Source organism: Mesorhizobium sp. CCNWLY176 (assembly GCF_037153935.1).
GTDB classification, from domain to species: Bacteria; Pseudomonadota; Alphaproteobacteria; order Rhizobiales; family Rhizobiaceae; genus Mesorhizobium_M; species Mesorhizobium_M zhangyense.
Map to the genome: position 1 here is coordinate 87,407 of NZ_JBBBDZ010000001.1, position 17,107 is coordinate 104,513.

The 17,107-nt window shown below is 58.8% G+C and carries 17 protein-coding genes; 11 read left to right on the top strand and 6 right to left on the bottom strand.

The genetic code is table 11. The annotated features are described in order from the left end of the window. Positions 1-179: 179 nt before the first annotated feature. A complete protein-coding gene (locus WBQ96_RS00400) occupies positions 180-971 on the bottom strand; it encodes an IclR family transcriptional regulator (protein WP_165117684.1) in 792 nt (263 codons plus the stop codon). Positions 972-1,313: 342 nt separating this feature from the next. On the opposite strand from WBQ96_RS00400, the gene WBQ96_RS00405 reads away from it, so the two are divergent. The 10 genes from WBQ96_RS00405 (at position 1,314) to WBQ96_RS00450 (ending at position 11,059) form a co-directional block, all read left to right on the top strand. Beyond that, a complete protein-coding gene (locus WBQ96_RS00405; RefSeq protein ID WP_165117682.1) occupies positions 1,314-1,835 on the top strand; it encodes a TRAP transporter small permease in 522 nt (173 codons plus the stop codon). Then, complete coding sequence (locus tag WBQ96_RS00410; RefSeq protein ID WP_336547167.1) at positions 1,832-3,109, top strand: TRAP transporter large permease; 1,278 nt, start codon at positions 1,832-1,834, stop codon at positions 3,107-3,109. The genes WBQ96_RS00405 and WBQ96_RS00410 overlap by 4 nt, the downstream gene beginning before the upstream one ends. Before the next feature lie 142 nt (positions 3,110-3,251). After that, positions 3,252-4,259: a TRAP transporter substrate-binding protein gene (locus tag WBQ96_RS00415; protein WP_165117679.1), complete on the top strand. Its 1,008-nt coding sequence runs from the start codon at positions 3,252-3,254 to the stop codon at positions 4,257-4,259. 178 nt (positions 4,260-4,437) lie between these two features. After that, the gene (locus WBQ96_RS00420) at positions 4,438-5,502 is read left to right on the top strand and encodes a hypothetical protein (protein WP_336547165.1); all 1,065 of its coding nucleotides are present in this window, start codon (positions 4,438-4,440) and stop codon (positions 5,500-5,502) included. A 14-nt stretch (positions 5,503-5,516) separates the two neighbouring features. Continuing rightward, the gene (locus WBQ96_RS00425) at positions 5,517-6,437 is read left to right on the top strand and encodes a DUF6282 family protein (RefSeq protein ID WP_336547163.1); all 921 of its coding nucleotides are present in this window, start codon (positions 5,517-5,519) and stop codon (positions 6,435-6,437) included. 1 nt (position 6,438) lies between these two features. Continuing rightward, entirely contained in the window at positions 6,439-7,203 is a 765-nt protein-coding gene (locus tag WBQ96_RS00430) for an HpcH/HpaI aldolase family protein (protein ID WP_165117673.1), read from the top strand. Between the two features lie 4 nt (positions 7,204-7,207). After that, the gene (locus WBQ96_RS00435) at positions 7,208-7,540 is read left to right on the top strand and encodes a cupin domain-containing protein (RefSeq protein ID WP_165117671.1); all 333 of its coding nucleotides are present in this window, start codon (positions 7,208-7,210) and stop codon (positions 7,538-7,540) included. Between the two features lie 95 nt (positions 7,541-7,635). Beyond that, positions 7,636-9,063 carry an NAD-dependent succinate-semialdehyde dehydrogenase gene (locus WBQ96_RS00440; RefSeq protein ID WP_336547161.1) on the top strand — a complete coding sequence of 476 codons (1,428 nt, stop codon included), beginning with the start codon at positions 7,636-7,638 and terminating at the stop codon, positions 9,061-9,063. A 21-nt stretch (positions 9,064-9,084) separates the two neighbouring features. Continuing rightward, positions 9,085-10,671 carry a GMC family oxidoreductase gene (locus WBQ96_RS00445; RefSeq protein WP_165117669.1) on the top strand — a complete coding sequence of 529 codons (1,587 nt, stop codon included), beginning with the start codon at positions 9,085-9,087 and terminating at the stop codon, positions 10,669-10,671. Between the two features lie 145 nt (positions 10,672-10,816). After that, positions 10,817-11,059, top strand: a complete 243-nt coding sequence (locus WBQ96_RS00450) for an aminotransferase class I/II-fold pyridoxal phosphate-dependent enzyme (RefSeq protein WP_337035863.1) — start codon at positions 10,817-10,819, stop codon at positions 11,057-11,059. Between the two features lie 312 nt (positions 11,060-11,371). On the opposite strand, the gene WBQ96_RS00455 is transcribed toward WBQ96_RS00450, so the two are convergent. The 5 genes from WBQ96_RS00455 to WBQ96_RS00475 form a co-directional block, all read right to left on the bottom strand. Further along, complete coding sequence (locus tag WBQ96_RS00455) at positions 11,372-12,979, bottom strand: GMC family oxidoreductase (protein WP_165117668.1); 1,608 nt, start codon at positions 12,977-12,979, stop codon at positions 11,372-11,374. Between the two features lie 62 nt (positions 12,980-13,041). Next, the gene (locus WBQ96_RS00460) at positions 13,042-14,079 is read right to left on the bottom strand and encodes an extracellular solute-binding protein (protein WP_165117667.1); all 1,038 of its coding nucleotides are present in this window, start codon (positions 14,077-14,079) and stop codon (positions 13,042-13,044) included. Between the two features lie 106 nt (positions 14,080-14,185). Then, positions 14,186-14,974, bottom strand: coding sequence for an ABC transporter permease (locus WBQ96_RS00465; RefSeq protein WP_165117666.1), 789 nt, complete (start codon positions 14,972-14,974; stop codon positions 14,186-14,188). Further along, complete coding sequence (locus WBQ96_RS00470) at positions 14,971-15,870, bottom strand: ABC transporter permease (RefSeq protein WP_165117665.1); 900 nt, start codon at positions 15,868-15,870, stop codon at positions 14,971-14,973. Before WBQ96_RS00470 ends, WBQ96_RS00465 begins: the two co-directional genes overlap by 4 nt. Beyond that, positions 15,867-16,958 carry an ABC transporter ATP-binding protein gene (locus WBQ96_RS00475; RefSeq protein WP_336547160.1) on the bottom strand — a complete coding sequence of 364 codons (1,092 nt, stop codon included), beginning with the start codon at positions 16,956-16,958 and terminating at the stop codon, positions 15,867-15,869. The genes WBQ96_RS00470 and WBQ96_RS00475 overlap by 4 nt, the downstream gene beginning before the upstream one ends. On the opposite strand from WBQ96_RS00475, the gene WBQ96_RS00480 reads away from it, so the two are divergent. Then, positions 16,912-17,107 (top strand): hypothetical protein (locus WBQ96_RS00480; protein ID WP_337035865.1); only part of this gene is annotated, 196 nt, incomplete at its 3' end. The genes WBQ96_RS00475 and WBQ96_RS00480 overlap by 47 nt on opposite strands.

Consider the following 17,107-nt stretch of genomic DNA (forward strand, 5'->3'; position numbering starts at 1 on the left):
AAGACTGGTGGCAAGCGCCGCCTCGCCAGGAAATCCCCCGTCATGGACGGTTTCGAGCAAATTCTGGGAAATTGGCGGGGCTTCGCACGGCCAGTGATTTTCCTGGAGTCTCCGCTTTATCAGGCGCATTCCCGCTGGAAGCGAAAGCCTGATCTATACAGGCTGGTGCATCGCGTCGCTCACGACATCATGCCATTGCCGAGGACTTTTGAGATCGAGGCTGCAAGGTCGAGGATAGTCTTCACCGTTTGGGGATTGTCCTCTTTCGGCAAATGCTGAATCGAGCCGACAAGGCCGACACTGGCGACGAGATTGTCCCGGTAATCATAGATAGGTGCTGCGATCGCGTTGACGCCGAGCAGCGATTCCTCGGGTGCTGAGGCGTAACCTCTCTTTCTGACTTCGCCAATCTGATCGAGCAATTCCTCGAAAGAGGTGATGGTGCAGCTTGTCAGAGCCTGCAACTTTCTTTTCGCCAGGCTGTCCGTCATCGACTTCGGCCCATAGGCCAGGAAAATCTTGCCCTGGGCCGAGGCGTGCAATTCGAGTTCGCTGCCAGGACGAACCCCGATCTCTATGGATTTATTGCCAGGAAATGTCGCCAGCACGAAAGCGCTTTTCGGCGTGGGGGTGCTGAGAACCACTGCCAGCCCTGTATTCGTGCGTGCCTCGCGCATAAGAGGCTCGGTGAGGGCTGTGATATCGTCTGTTGAGGGGGCAAGCTTGGAAATGAGCCATGCTTTCGGGCCAAGCTTGTAGCGCGTGGAAATCGGATCCTGAGTGAGATAGCCACGCTCGGAGAGCGTATGGAGGTGCTTGAAAACGGCGCTCTTGGCTATTCCGATATCTGAGGCGATCTGGGTCACGCCTAATGGCTCCTGGGCGAACGCAACCTTCTCCAGAATATGGAGCGTCGTATCAGCTGCTTTGACCCCCTCCGTGACCGAAAGTTTTTTATCGTTTTTTTCCATATCGCTCTGAACCCCGTCTAATTCTCATAGTCGTCCGATGCCGATCGTGTCGACACCTATATCGCTCGCGAACGCGCCTCTGCGACATGCCAGGACATTGACGGTCTGCGCCAACGTGGCCGATTGAACGCAATCCGCTTGACATATGTAACATAATTGCGAGAATTGAGAACAACGTTCTTTCATAGAGAACATTTTTTTTAGTAAGGCTGGCTCGCAGCCTATAGCTGTTTTGGGTGGAGCTACAGGAACACCGGGAGGGGGATCAGCGATATCGCGATCCCGGCTGTCGATTCTCTGTACGCCGCCATTGACGTTCTTGGGAGTCTGAGCGGAGGAATTATGAATAAATCTGCGGAACCAAATCGGGCTGCCAGAGCCTATCTCGGATATGTGAAGGTCGTCGAGACCCTCGGCATTCTCACCATGGCTGCTCTGGTCAGCATCATCGTAGCGCAGGTGGGCTGCCGCTACATTCTCGGCTTCTCGCTCTATTGGGCGGACGAGGTCACCAAGTCGCTGATGATCTGGACGGCGTTCCTTATGGCGGGCCTGGCTTACACGCAAGGTGAACTGCCGGCGATGCGCCTCCTTCTGGAACTGTTTCCGGCCGGACTGGTTCGCATCATCGACATCATCATGGCGGTCCTTATCGTCCTGACGCTCATAGCGCTTGCCCGTTATGGCTTCGAATTCGCATGGCGAACACGCCACCAGTCGATGATCGCCCTGAACATTTCCCTGTTTTGGGTTCATGTCTCCATTCCGGTGGGGTGCGTGCTTCTGATCTTTCATGTCGCACTCCATAAATGGCTGGCGCCGATCCAGCCTTATCTCGAAACGCCTGTGGAGTTGGTTCAGTGATCTGGCTTGGCTCGGTTTTTGTGACTACCCTGCTGTTGGGCATGCCGATCGTTTTCGTGCTGGTCATCAGTGCTCTCAGCTATTTCCTGTTCACGGGACAGACGCAGTTTCTCATCACTCTTCCGCAGCGAATGTTTGCCGGTATGGACCAGTTCGTCCTCCTGGCTATTCCAATGTTCGTGCTTGCCGGCAACCTGATGGAGGTCGGCGGACTCACCAACCGTTTGATTGTGTTCGCCAATTCCATTGTCGGGCGATTCCGTGGCGGGCTTTCCCTGACCGCGGTCTGGGGGAGTTTCCTGTTTGGCGGCGTCAGCGGTTCGGCAGCAGCACAGGCCGCAGCACTCAGCAGCATCATGGTCCCCGACATGGAGAAGGAGGGATACGATCCCGACTATTCGGCGGCACTGATCGCGACGTCCTCCGTTATGGATCCTCTGGTGCCGCCCAGCATTACCATGATCATCTACGGCTCGCTGAGCAGCACCTCGATCTCACAACTGTTCATTGCCGGCATTGTCCCTGGGTTCCTGATTGCGATCGGCTTGTCTGCCTATGCCGTCTATGTCGCTCACAGGCGCGGCTATCCCAAGCTTGCCCCCGTCGGGCTTAGGGAATTCGCGCGCTCGGCCTGGGCCAGTCTTCCGGTCCTGCTGCTGCCGGTGATCATCATCTTCGGCATCCGAGGCGGCATCTTCACGGCGACAGAAGCTTCAGGGATAGCTGTTGTCTATGCCCTGCTGGTCGCGGCCTTCTACTATCGCGTCTTGAGCTGGAGCCATATGCGACGAGCGCTTCTGGCAACGGCGATCATGAGCACGGTGATCTATCTGTTGATCGGCATGGCCAATATCGCCGCACTGATCTTCGCGATGGAGCAGCTTCCCAAGCATACGGTGGAACTTCTGACCACCTTGACCGACAACAAGTATGTTCTGTTGTTGCTGGTCAACATCATCCTGCTGGTTCTCGGCATGTTCCTTGAAGCGACAGGCATCCTCATCCTGACCGTGCCGGCGCTCATGGCGATCGGAAATGCAATCGGCATGGACCCGGTTCAACTCGGCGTCATGGTTGTCACCAATGTGGTGATCGGCTTCGTTCATCCGCCGGTCGGGCTGTGTCTCTACGTGGTCGCAAGCGTCACCAAACGAAAGGTGGAAGCCGTGGCCTGGGAGGCGCTTCCGATGATCGGGGTCACCCTGATCGTGCTCGCGCTTGTGACGCTGGTCCCTGAGGTCAGCCTTTTCCTTCCTCGCTTGCTGATGCCGTAAAGGTAGGGTGGCTCGGCTGCTTTCGCAGCCTTTTCGGAAAACGCCCAATACGGATTGTCAGGCCGCCAAGGCGGCTTGACAATTTCTGCGGGACAATCAAGAATGAGAACATCGTTCTTACAGAGAGAACAAGGGGAGGATCATGAAAGTTTCTAAAGTTCTTGGATTTGCAATCGTGCTGGCTCTGGTGGCTGCAACGAGTGCCAAGGCGGAAGACGTTACGCTTCGCCTGGGACATGCGGTTTTCGAGAAGCACCCGAATCACGACACTGCCGTACGTTTCAAAGAGGCGGTTGAACGAATCTCGAAGGGCAGCGTGAAGGTCGACATCTTTCCGTCACGCCAGCTCGGTGACGTCAAGGAATTGATGGAAGGCGTCGAGTTCGGCACGGTCGATATGACTGTCAACTCTTCTTCGGCCCTTGCGACCGTCGAGCCATCCATCGACGCATTTCAGCTTCCGGGTGTGATCGGCAGCTACGAGGAGTTCGCCAAGCTTGCCGTTTCTCCGGCCGCCAAGGCGATCATGGCAACGCTCGATAACCAGGGGATAGTCGCTCTCGGTCTCTATGACGGTGGTCAGCGTCACTTCCTCACGGTGAAGAAGCCGGTCGAGAAGATGGCGGATCTTCAGGGTATGAAGACGCGCGTCGCGCCGGTCCGGCTGTTCCTGGACGTCTGGTCAGCCGTCGGCGTGAGCCCCACGCCAATGGCCTATGGCGAAGTCTATCCTGCTCTTGAGACCGGTACGCTCGACGCGGTCGAGATCAATCTGACTTCGATCGAGAGCGAGAAATATTACGAGATCGCCAAGAACATCACGCTGACAGGACACTACTTCTGGCCGAGCTTCCTCTTGATAAACAAGGCAAAGCTGGAGGGCCTCACGCCCGAGCAGCAGACGGCAATCCGTCAGGCCGCCGATGAAATAGTCGAACCGCAGGTGATGGCCGTTGCCGCCCTCGACAAGCAGATCATCGAGGACCTCAAGGGTCGCGGCGTGAACGTCATCGAACCGGACGCCCAGTTCAAGCAGGATCTCTCCGCAGCCATGAAACCGGTTGTCGATAGCTACGCTTCAAAGAACCCGCTGATTGCGGACTTCGTCAAAGAGGCTCAGGCCATTCACGCCGGCAAGCCGGCGAACTGATCCAGGTAACACCGGCCGCGCCTAAAGTGCGGCCGACCCCGTGCAATGCATTATCCGAGCCGATCGTCGCGGACATTCGCGACTCATCCCTTTTGGAATGCGAATATCATGCGGCCGTGAGGCCGGGTCACTTTCTTTTGGCGCCTGTCATCAAAGAGCAGGCGTAGGACATATCCAAATGACCATCAGTCTTGAAACCAATGTCGGCAGCCTGCGCCTGAAGAACCCGGTCATTGCGGCCTCGGGCGAGCATATGATCGACGAGGCTGGTATCCGCTCGGCGATCGTCGCTGGGGCGGGTGCTGTGGTGGTCAAGTCGACGAACGAGTCCCAGGCTGCGAAAGACCAGTTGCTGCGCGCCGAATATGTGGCGCTCGGCAATGACTGGGAACCGGTCGAGTGGGGCCCCGATGCTCCGCGCGACGCCACGCTGGTGACGCGCTCGGGACTGACGCCGCTGGGCTTCGAGGAATGGATCGAACAGAACCTGCGGATGGACATGCTGGCGAAGCAGCATGACTGCCTGCTCGTGCCGAGCCTCATTCTGGCAGGTCTCGATGACGCAGTCTTGATGGCGAAGGCGATCGAACAGGCCGGCTTCCGGGCGTTCGAATTCAATATCGGCACGCCCTATGCCAGTCAGGCCGCCAAAGGCGCCGTCAGCACCGAACTATCGCCCGATCGCGTCGCGATGATCACGCAAACCCTGCGCGCGGCGATTTCGACCCCGTTCTGGATCAAGGTCACCGGGCAGAGTGAGCGCGTAGCCGATCTAGCCCAGGCAGCCTTCGACGCCGGTGCTGAAAGCGTAGTCATGGCTGGGCGGCTTCTTGGCCTTGTTCCGGATCTCGAAACGCAGGCGCCGGTGCTCGGCACGAGCTGCGGCATCGGCGGCTTCTGGAACCTGCCGCTGACATGCCACTGGCTTGCGCTTACCCGCCGCCAGCTCGGGTCGGAACGCAGTCTTATAGGCATCAACGGTGCGGCGAGCGGCCGCGACGTCGCCCGTATGATGCTGGCGGGCGCATCGGCGGTCGGTCTGTCGTCGGCCGTGATGATGCGCGGATTCCAGTTCATCACGGACAGCATCGCCGAACTGGAAACCTATTGCCGCGAGAAGCAGATGAACGCATCCGATCTCGTCGGCATCGCCGCCGACCGGCGCAAGTCGTTTGCCGATATGCCGCCGCTCGACAATCACTGGCGGAAATTCACTCCCGCCGCGCTTCCGGAAAATCAATAAAGCAGGAGGACGTCATGAACGTCGCCAACAAGCCCAGCGAACGCGAAACCATCGTAGCCGATCTCATGAAAGGCACTGTCGACCTTCACGTCCACAGCGGTCCGTCGCTGATGCCGCGCAAGGTCGACCATATCGAGGTCGTCAGGCAGGCCGCGGATGCAGGCATGAAGGCGGTCCTTCTGAAGGATCACTACTACCCGACGATGCCGATCGCACATCTGCTCAACAAGCATCTCGACCTGCCCGTCGAGACATTGGGCGCCATTGTGCTCAACAATCCTGTCGGCGGCCTCAATCCAAGTGCTGTCGACTATGCGCTGAAGCAGGGTGCGCGCATCGTCTGGATGGCGACGGCGCATGCGCGCAATCACATCGACCACGACAAGAAGGACGCCGATTTCAAGAACAAGTTCCCGGTCAACAGCAAGAAGACCGTGCAGCCGATCCCGGCATCGCTCGTCGACGGCAAGGGAGTAGTGACCGACGACGTCAAGCTGATCCTCGATCTCATAGCGCAGGCCGATGCCGCCGTATCCGGCGGGCATCATCACATCGATGAACTCTATCCCTTCTATGAGGAAGCCAAGAAGCGTGGCGTCACGCGGCTGTTCCTGAACCACCCGACCTATGTCAACGAAGGCTCGTTCCAGGACATCAGCCGCCTCGTCAGCATGGGTGTGAAGATGGAGCATTCGATCTGCATGTTCGTGCCTTCCACTTTCTATCTGTTCGACAAGGAACATCTGAAGGCGGCAATCGCCGCTGCCGGCGTCGACAACACTTTCTTCGGATCGGACCTCGGGCAGAACAACAACCCGACCCCCGTCGAGGGCTTCAGGCTGATGATCGAGCTGCTGCTCGATCTCGATTACAGCGTCGACGACATCCGCAAGATGGTGTCGACCAACGCATCCGACTTCGTGGGTCTTCAATAAGATGCAGAGCCTGCGTGCCCGTATCCGCGCGGGCGAAACGATTGTCGGTACCTTCATCAAGACGCCAGCGCCGCATGTCGTGGAACTGTTGGGTCTGGGTGGGCTCGACTTCGCCGTAGCTGACCGCGAGCACGCGCCCATAGGCATCGAGGCGCTCGATATGCTCGTCGCTACGGCGCGCGGTGTCGGACTGCCGCTGCTGGTGCGCATCCCGTCGAATGAGCCGGTGTCGATCGCATCAAGCCTCGATGTCGGGGCGGAAGGCGTATTGGTGCCGCATGTGCGCAATGTCGACGAGGCAATGGCCATTGTGAAGGCCGCCAAATATGCCGCCGGCGAACGTGGGTTTTCGCCGTCGGCGCGGGCGGGCCTTTATGGAACCGACGATCCCGCCGCCTACCGCAAACGTGCCGACGACGGCAGCGTTCTGATGGTGCAGATCGAGGATGCGGAGGCGCTCGACCATCTCGATGCGATCGCTTCAATCCCCGAAATAGACGCCTTGTTCATCGGCCCCGCCGATCTGGCGCTTTCGCTTGGCTGCGGCCCCACTGACGCGGCGCTCGCAGACGCGATTGACCGCATCGCTGCGGCAGGCAGGCGCCATTCGAAGCCGGTGGCGATCTTCGTTGGACGCAGCGACCAGATTGCGGCCTGCACGGCCAAAGGCATCAGCATTTTCGTCTGCGGATCGGACCAGTCGATGATCCTGGCAGGGGCACGACAGATCAAGGCCGCCGCAAACGGCCCGGAACCGAAAGGATGAAGCAATGAACATACACAGCATCGACTGGGAAGCGATCGAATGGACGCCGGTTCGCCATGGCGTCGATCGCAAGGCATTTTCCGGCGCAGGAGCGACGGTGGCGCTGCATCGCCTGCAGCCGGATCATGAGCCGAAGCCGCATAACCATGTTCACGAGCAGATCGTCTACATCCTTGCCGGAACCGTAGATTTCCATATCGGCGAAGAAGTCGTGCGTCTCGGCCCAGGCGGCCTCGCCGTCGTTCCGTCTATGGTCATGCACCATGCTGTCGTCGTCGGTAATGAGCCGGCGCTCAATCTCGACGTCTTCACGCCGTCGCGTCCCGAATACGCCTGACCTTTCCGACGATTGTTTGAACCGGGGATCGCGCTTCTGCCACGCTCCCACAGATCCCTTTGGCATCGCCCCTCGCACTAGACTGGAACGAACTCATGACCGCAAGCCTATTTATCAACGGAAAATGGACCGAAGGAACGGGAACCCGCCGGGGCAAGCTCCTCAACCCGTCCACCGGGGCTGAGATCGGCGAAGTCGCGTTTGCTGAAAAGGCAGACCTCAATGCAGCGCTCACTGCTGCGGAAGCGGGTTTCAGGGTCTGGAGCCAGACCTCGGCCTATGAACGCTCGAGGATTTTGCGCAAGGCGGCGGATCTTGCCCGCCAGCATGCCGGCGCCATTGCCGAAGCCATCACACGCGAACAGGGCAAGCCGCTCGCGGAAGCGCGGATGGAAGCAGGCAGCGCAGGTGACCATATCGACTGGTATGCCGAAGAAGCGCGGCGCACCTATGGTCGTGTCATTCCCGCCCGTATGCCGAGCACGCAACAGATGGTGCTTTTTGAGCCCGTCGGTCCTGTGGCAGCGTTCAGCCCTTGGAATTTCCCGATCGGCCAGCTTGTACGAAAGATCGCGGGTGCTCTGGCGGCCGGTTGCTCGGTGATCGCAAAAGCGCCGGAAGAAACGCCGACCTGCGCCATCAAGCTCGTCGAGTGCTTTGAACGGGCCGGCGTTCCGGCGGGTGTCGTCAACCTCGTTTTCGGGGTTCCGTCCGAGATTTCAGAGCATCTCATTACGTCTCCCATCATCCGCAAGGTGTCATTTACAGGCTCGGTCCCCGTCGGTCGCCACCTGGGCGCTCTCTCGGCCCAGCACCTCAAACGCACGACGATGGAACTCGGCGGCCACGCCCCGTTTATCGTTTGTGACGATGTCGATATCGCCGCAATTGCGGGTCTCGGCGTCGCCCTCAAATTCCGCAATGCCGGCCAGGTCTGCGCCTCGCCGACGCGCTTCCTCGTACAGGACGGTATTTATGACGCGTTCCTCGATGCGTTCGTTTCCGGCGCAAAGAATCTCAAGGTTGGGGAGGGTTCTGCGGAAGGCGTCCAGATGGGACCAGTCGCCCATGCCCGCCGGCTCGACGCTATGGAAGGCTTTGTGCGTGATGCGGTTGAGAAGGGCGCCGAGCTGAAGACAGGCGGAAGCCGCATCGGCAATGAAGGTTTCTTCTTTGAACCGACCGTTCTGGCTGATGTGCCGCTTTCCGCCCGCGTCATGAACGAGGAACCGTTCGGCCCGATCGCGGTCGTCAACCGTTTCAATGATCTGGAAGACGCCATCGCCGAGGCAAACCGCTTGCCTTACGGCCTTGCCGCCTTCGCGTTCTCGAAGCGCACCGACCGCACCGACCGCCTCATGCGCGGCATTGAGACCGGCATGATGTCGATCAATCACTTCGGTCTTGCAGCACCTGAAACGCCCTTCGGCGGCATTAAGGACTCCGGCCATGGCAGCGAAGGCGGGAGCGAAGGTATCCAGGCCTATCTGACGACGAAGTTCGTCAGCCAGTTGAACGCCTGACATGACAGGTCGGGCGGACAAATGAACAGCTATGATTATATCGTCGTTGGCGCTGGTTCGGCAGGTTGTGTGATCGTCAACCGGCTGATCCGGGCCGGCAAGAGCGTTCTTCTGCTCGAGGCGGGACATGCCGACAACACGCCGTTCATCCATATTCCCGCCACCTTCGTTCGGGTCCTTGGAACGAAGCGCACTTGGAACTACAAAACCGAGCCGGAGCCGGGCGCAAACGGTCGCGTCATGCATGTGCCGCAGGGCAAGACGCTTGGCGGAAGCTCGTCCGTCAATGCCATGATCTATATTCGCGGACAGGCGGAGGACTATGATGCATGGCGCGATGCCGGCTGCCCAGGATGGGGCTATGAGGATGTCCTGCCCGTATTCCGGCGTTCCGAGGCCAACCAGCGCCTGGCCGGGTTTTATCATGGAACAGACGGACCGCTTCGCGTTTCGGATACGCACTATCGCCACCCGCTGAGCTATGCCTTCTTGCGCGCCGCACAGGAAACCGGCATCGACTACAACGACGATTTCAATGGTGCGGAACAAGCAGGCGCCGGCTTTTACCAGACCACGACATTCAACGGGCGTCGTGGCTCGACGGCGGCGACTTTTCTCGCTGGGGTCAAATCGAGCCCACTGCTGACACTGCATACACAGGCGATGGTAGAAGGCCTCATCCTGGAAAACGGTGCAGCGTCCGGCGTGCTCTACCGCCATGCCAATGGCGAAGTGAAAAGCGCCCGTGTCCGTGAAGAGGTCATCGTCTCGTCCGGTGGCATCGGCTCGCCCAAGGTGTTGCTTCTGTCCGGAATCGGTCCTGCCGAACAACTAAGCCGGTTTGGCATTCCGGTCATTCGCGATCTTCCCGGCGTCGGCGAGAATTTCCAGGATCACATCAGCGCTTCCGTTTATGGTGCGACGAAAGATCCGATCAGCCTGTTCGGTAACGATAAGGGCCTACGCGCTGCGCGCAACGGTTTACAGTATCTTCTATGGCGCACCGGCTTGCTCACTTCGAATGTCGTGGAAAGCGGCGCTTTCGTCGATACATCAGGATCAGGGCGGCCGGATGTTCAACTGCATGTCGTGCCCGCACTTGTCGGCGACGCAGATCGCGCCCCACCGCAAATTCATGGCATTTCACTAAATCCATGTGTCTTGCGGCCCACCTCGCGCGGAACGATCAGCCTCAAGGATCGCGATCCGGCAACGCCGTTGGCGATCCACGCCAACAACCTGGCGACGCAACAGGACATCGATACGCTGGTACGCGGCGTCGAACTCTGCCGAAGGATTCTTCGTGCTCCTTCACTCAAGAAGCTGATCGCTAAAGAACTCGCGCCGGGAGAGGCGGATATTCTCGATCGTTCAGCGATTGAGAATCACTGTCGTCAGTTCGCCAAGACGGTTTTCCATCCCTCGGGCACGTGCCGGATGGGCTCCGACGACAATGCTGTCGTCGATGCCAAGCTGCGGGTCCGCGGAGTTCCCCGCCTGCGGGTCGCCGATGCCTCCGTCATGCCAACCCTGGTCAGCGGCAATACCAATGCACCGTCGATAATGATCGGCGAGCGCTGCGCAGATTTCATTCTAGCGCAGGGATGATTCTGCATATGAACGCGTTTAGATCTGCGGCCGCTGACGTCAGTTGACCACGGTCACGGCTTTCCATTCCGCCATGGCCTGCAGGCGGTGAATATGTTTTTGGAAAGTCGGCTATGTCACAGCCGATAACAGGCTCCTGCGTCCGATATCGCGTGCTCATCAGTATGTGAACTTTTCGACGCCCCCGGCGCTTCAGGCAGCCGTTGCCGTAGGGCTTGGCATGCCTGACGGCTACTTCAGTGCCCTGCGCGAACGTCTCGAACAGCGTCGCAACTTTTTGCTCGGCGGCCTGCGCACCGCCGGATTCAAGGTAGTGGACGTGTCCGCTACCTATTTTGCCGTGGCTGATATCAGTGAGAACCGGTTTGGCGAGGATGACCTGGTATAGTCGCCGAATGACAATGGAGGCCGGTGTAGCAACCGTTCCGATGTCCTTTTTTTTACGAGAATCGGGAGGTTGCGACCCACGTTCGGTTCTGCTTCGCCAAGGAGTTGGCGACATTGGAGGACGCGGTTTCCCGTCTGGCGCTGTGGAGCGGAAAAGCGGGTGATGATCTGCGCGCGGTCGAGGTACGCCTGCAATCCGACACCATCGCTCGCCGAGCAATTTGAAAGCCTCGCTGCCTGAATACCGCATCTGATCAGCTTGTTCATCCAATTGGCAAGTTTGCGACAAAGCCGACTCTAATCGGCCACAGACCTAGTGTGGCGTATTCAAAATCATTCTTGCTGCGCGCTCTCCGATCATCATGCTCGGTGCGTTGGTGTTGCCGCCTATCAGGGTAGGCATGACCGAGGCATCCGCCACGCGCAAACCTTCGACGCCATTGACCTTGAGTGTCTGCGGATCGACGACCGACATGGCGTCGGTTCCCATCTTGCAGGTTCCGACGGGGTGATAGACCGTAAGCGCCTCGGCCCGCAGATAGGCGAGAATTTCATCGTCGCTGCGGACGTTTTTGCCCGGCAGCATTTCTTCTCCGCGAACACCGTCGAATTCCGGCGACGCAAAGATGCTGCGAGCGATCCTGATTCCTTCGACCAGAACCGCGGCGTCCCGTTCGTCCGAGAAGAAGCGATGGTCGATCAATACGTCGCGACGTGAGCCATCGGTCGTCAGCTTGATTTCGCCGACGCTTTTTGGCCGAAGCACGCAGGTGTGAATAGCATAGCCATGGCCATATTCGACCAGCTTCCCGCGATGGCTTCGGTAGCCCGGCACGAAGTGAAACTGGACGTCGGGCAATTCACCGGCATATTTCGTGCGGGCAAATCCACCGGCTTCCACATAGTTCGTGGTGAGCATGCCTTTGCGATTCACGAAATACTGGTACGGAGCAGCCAGCATGCGCGGCAGGTTCGCCACTGAAAGGCCGAGCGTCTTGGCGCTCGAGGAGCGGACGGTGATCATTCCGTCGACATGATCCTGCAGGTTCTTGCCGACACCGGGAAGATCTATGATGGGCTCTATTCCCTGCTGGCGAAGAGCTTCTGCTTCACCGATGCCCGATTCCATCAGAATCTTGGGGGAATTGATCGCTCCGGCCGACAGTACGATCTCGCGGTTGACGTTGATGGTTTTCCGTTCGCCGTTGCGCAGCGTTCGCAGGCCGGTCACGCGGCCTTCGGAAATGACGAGGTCGAGCACTTCGCATTCGCTCAAAACAGTTAGGTTCTTGCGATCGAGTACCGGGCGAATGAACGCCGAGTAGCTGCTGAAGCGCTGCCCGCGATCCTGCGTGACATTATAGATTCCAAGGCCAAGCTGGCTTGCAGCGTTGAAATCGTCGTTGCTGGGCAGGTCCGCATTCCGGCCGGCCTTGACGAACATTTTCGAGAGGATGTTCGGATCGCGCGGATTGTCGACCAGCAGTTCCCCGTCGGTGCCGTGATAGTGCTGGTTCTGCCCCAGCCGATTACGCTCCAGCTTCTTGAATACGGGAAGCACGTCTTCATAGCCCCAGCCGGCACAACCGAGCCGCGCCCACTCGTCGTAGTCGCTGGCTGCGCCTCGAATGTAGACCATCGAGTTGATCGACGAAGAACCGCCCAGGGCCTTGCCGCGGTTGACGGGAATTCTGCGGTTGTTCAAATGCGGCTGCGGCACGCCGACATAGCGGTAGTCGTAGTTCGGATTGCCGTAGAGCGAGAGAATTCCCGCCGGCACCTTCACCCGCACGCTGCTGTCGCTTCCGCCGCCCTCGATCAGGCAGACCCGCACGGAGGGGTTCGCGCTCAGGCGATTGGCAACGACGCAGCCAGCCGAACCTGCGCCAACCACAACGTAATCATAAGTATCAGCCGACATTCACAGCCCTTTCGAAGAAATGAAACGGGCCGGAATCCTTGAGCGATTCCGGCCCGCCGAACTTACTGGAGGAGCTGTGTCCAGACTTTCGTGACGAGTTCCTGCGCTGCAGGCGAACAGGCTTCGCCCATTTTCACCGGAACGGTCGGGAACAATTCCGGGGCGTTTTCCTTCGTGTAGATCGCTTCCTTCTCGTCGATCTTCACCGGCGAGGAGTGGCCATAATAATTGTACTGCGCCGTCGCGTTTTCGATCTTGGTCATGAAGTCGATGAACTTCTTCGCATTCTCGAGGTTCGGCGCATTCTTCGGCACGGCATAGGAGTCGAGCCAGCCGACCAGGCCTTCCTTCGGCATCGCGTATTCGACATTCGCCTTGTCATTGCGGCGCACGCGCATCGTATTGCCGTCCCACCAGAAATGGGCGGCCACTTCGCCGCTGCCGATGCGGTTTTCGATGTTGTCGCTGGAATAGGCCGCAACATAAGGCTTCTGCGCCACCAGAAGGTCGAGCACGCGCTTCATTTCCTGCGGGTCTTCGCTGCAATATTTGATGCCGAGATAATTCTGTGCCGCCGGGATGACCTCGTCGGGCTGTGCAAGGCTGGCGATCTTGCCCTGCAGTTCTGCCGATGGCTCGAAGTAGATCTTCCAGCTGTCGACCGGTCCCTTGTAGACGTCGCGGTTGACGGTGAAGCCGGCATTGCCGAAGGCCATGGGCACGGAGTAGTTGCCCGTCGGGTCCCACCACTGCTTCTGCCATTCAGGCAGTACCTGCTGATAGGCCGGCAGGCTGCTGGCTCCGAAATCCTCGAGCAGGCCGCTGTCGACCATGATCTTCACGAAATGCTGCGACGGCGTGACGATGTCGTAACCCGCAGATCCGGCCTGAAGCTTGGTGAGCAGATCCTCGTTTGAAGAGAACGCATCGACGGTGACGTCGATGCCGCTTTCCTTCTCGAATTTCGCGACGACGTCAGGGGCGATGGAATCCGCCCATGCATAGATGGAAAGCTTGCCCTCGGCGTGGGCCGAGACGCTGAAAACCAGACTTAGCGCGCTGGCTGCGATGAGTGATGCGATACGCGGATTCGTGGACATGATATTCCCCTTTGATCTTTTGTTCTCCCGAGGGTGACGATAGCCGACATCCCCCGGCGATAAATTTGAATTCCCCGATGCGGTGATTAGGTAAAAACTCGCTTCGCTATTTCTGCCGCTGTACGAGAAAGGCGATCGTCGCCAATGCCACGGAGGCCAGCATTATCAACGTCGATATCGCGTTTAACTGCGGCGAAACGCCTTGCTTGATCAGCGAGAAGATGTAGACGGGCAGGGTGGTTGCGCCGCCGGAATTCAAAAGATTGCTGGTGATGAAGTCGTCCATGGAAATGACGAAGGCGAGCATCGCGCCGCTGAATACCCCCGGCAGAATGAGCGGCAGCGTGACGCGGCGGAACGCGACCCAGGCCGAAGCGTAGAGATCGCGCGCGGCTTCTTCCAGATTGGCGTCCATGCCTTGCAGGCGGGCACGTATGGGCAGGAACGCGAACGGGATGCAGAAGGTCGTGTGCGCGATGGCCAGCTTCATGATGCCGTTGACGAGGCCGAGCTGGGAAAACAGGATCAGCGACGCCACCGCGACGACGATTTCGGGCAGGAGCAAGGGCAGGTTGACGATCGTTTCGGAAATGCGCCGGAAGCGAACATCTCTGCCGCGAACGATGACGAGTGCGGCCATCAACGCCACGATCGTCGAGATTGTCGTCGCGATGACGGCGATCAGGAGGGACGTCTTCACAGCCGAGACCAGCGCCGAATTCGACAGAGCTGTCGTGTACCAATGCAGCGAAAAACCGCCCCAGTTGGAGACGATGCGATTGGCGTTGAATGAGTAGAAAATCACCACCGATATCGGCAGGTAGAGATAGACGAAGAAAAGAATGCTGAAGAGGCCAAAACCGGGATAGCGCCTGACGTCGGAACCGCTTTTCATAGCGTCAACTCCCTCGTCTCCTTGCGCACGGACCGCAGCCCTCTCGCAACCAGGAAGATCAGTACCGCGGCCATCAATACCAGCGAGATGGCGGCGCCCAGCGGCCAGTTGCGCGCGGCGCCGAACTGCAGCTGGATCAGATTGCCCATCATCATCGTCTTGCCGCCGCCAAGCAGCGTTGGCTCAAGCACCGCGCCGAGGCAGGGAACGAACACCAAAATTGCCCCGGCAAGCATGCCCGGCTGGCAAAGAGGCAGGATGACGCGGCGCAGCGTGACGAGACGGCTTCCGTAAAGATCGTGGGATGCCTCGACAAGCGCCGGGTCGAGTTTCTCGATCGATGCGAAGATCGGCAGGATCATCAGCGGAATGTAGCTGTAGACGAGACCGATCAGCATCGCCGTGTCGCCGAACAGCAGACTGTCCATGCTGTCGATCAGGCCGAGCGCGCGTAACGTCTTTTCGATAACGCCTTCCTTGCCGAGAATGATGATCCAGGAGTAGACGCGCACGATCATCGAAACCCAGAACGGTAGGGTCACGAGATAGATCAACGCGATCTTGAGCGACGGCTTCTGCAGCGAGATGAAATAGGCGACGGGGAAGCTGAGCAGCAGGCAAATCACCGTCGTTATAGCCGACAGCAAAAGCGTTCTGGCGATGACGATCAGATATTGCGGATTGAATTCAAGCTCGCCCGTCCAGCCCTCATTGAACAGGATCTGCTTGTAAGGGGCGGTGGTAAAGACATACTCGAAACCGCCATAAGGTCCGCGTGTCGAGAACGATACGAGGATGATGATGCCGACCGGTATGATCAGCGTGAGAAGCATGATCACATGCGTCGGCAACAGCCCCAGAACATTCCAGCCCGGGATCTTGACGCGCCGCGTCATGCGCCCAGTATCCTTGCAGATTCCGCCGCGAAACTCACGCTGATAGGCTGGCCGACCTCGAACATCTCGCTTCTGGTGACGCTGTTGCGCTTGGAAACGCGCAGTTTGGCGACGCCGGTTTCGACGAGATAATAGGTGTAACCGCCGAGATAGTTCGTGCCGACGATCGTTCCGTCGATCGGAATCTGGTCGGCCAGCGCTGGAAGACTGATCTTCTCCGGCCGGATCGACATGGTCGCCTTCCGGCCAACCAAAGCCTGCTTTTGCGGCGCAGTAAACTTCATTCCTTGCGGGATCGAAACGGTTGCGCGCTCGCCATCAAGCGAAATCACATCGACTTCGAAGAAATTGGTTTCGCCGATGAAATCGGCCACGAAACGGTTAGACGGCTCTTCATAGATCGCCGAGGGCGTTCCCAGTTGCTGGATTTCGCCGTCGCCCAGCACACAGACGCGATCCGACATATCGAGCGCTTCTTCCTGATCGTGGGTCACGAATACGAAGGTGATGCCAGTCTGGCGCTGCAGGGTGCGGAGCTCGTCGCGCATGGCTTGCCGGAGCTTGAGATCCAGTGCCGAAAGCGGCTCATCGAGCAGAAGCACCTCGGGCTCCGGCGCCAGCGCCCGTGCCAGCGCGATGCGTTGCCGCTGGCCGCCGGACAACTGCTGCGGCTTGCGCGCTGCGAACTTGTCCATATGCACGAGACGCAGCATCTCAGTGACGCGCGCCTCGCGGCGGTCTTTCGCCCAGCCGAGATTTTCCAGCCCGAAAGCGATGTTCTGCTCGAGCGTCATATGCGGGAAGAGGGCGTAACTCTGGAAGACGGTATTGACCCGCCGTTTGTGCGGCGGAAGGCGCTGGATATCTGCGCCGTGCAGCGAAATCTCGCCCGTGGAAGGCTGTTCGAAGCCGGCAATCATCCGCAACAGGGTGGTCTTGCCGCAGCCGCTCGGTCCGAGCAGCGTAAAGAACTCATTTTCATAGATGTCGAAGGTGACAGGCCTCAGCGCCTGATAGTTGCCGAAAATCTTGGAGACCCCTTTGATCTCCACCGCCTTTCCTGGCTTGTGCAAACTGCTGTCGGTCATGGGCAATGCTCCGGCGCGGGACTATTCGGCATCTTGCCAAAACGATGCCGAGGCGACCGAAGGGAGGAGAGGAAAAACACAAAGTTTTTTAGTCCATCTTTTCCCACCTGCCTTTGCGTGCAACAGAACCGGCGATCTTAAACAACACA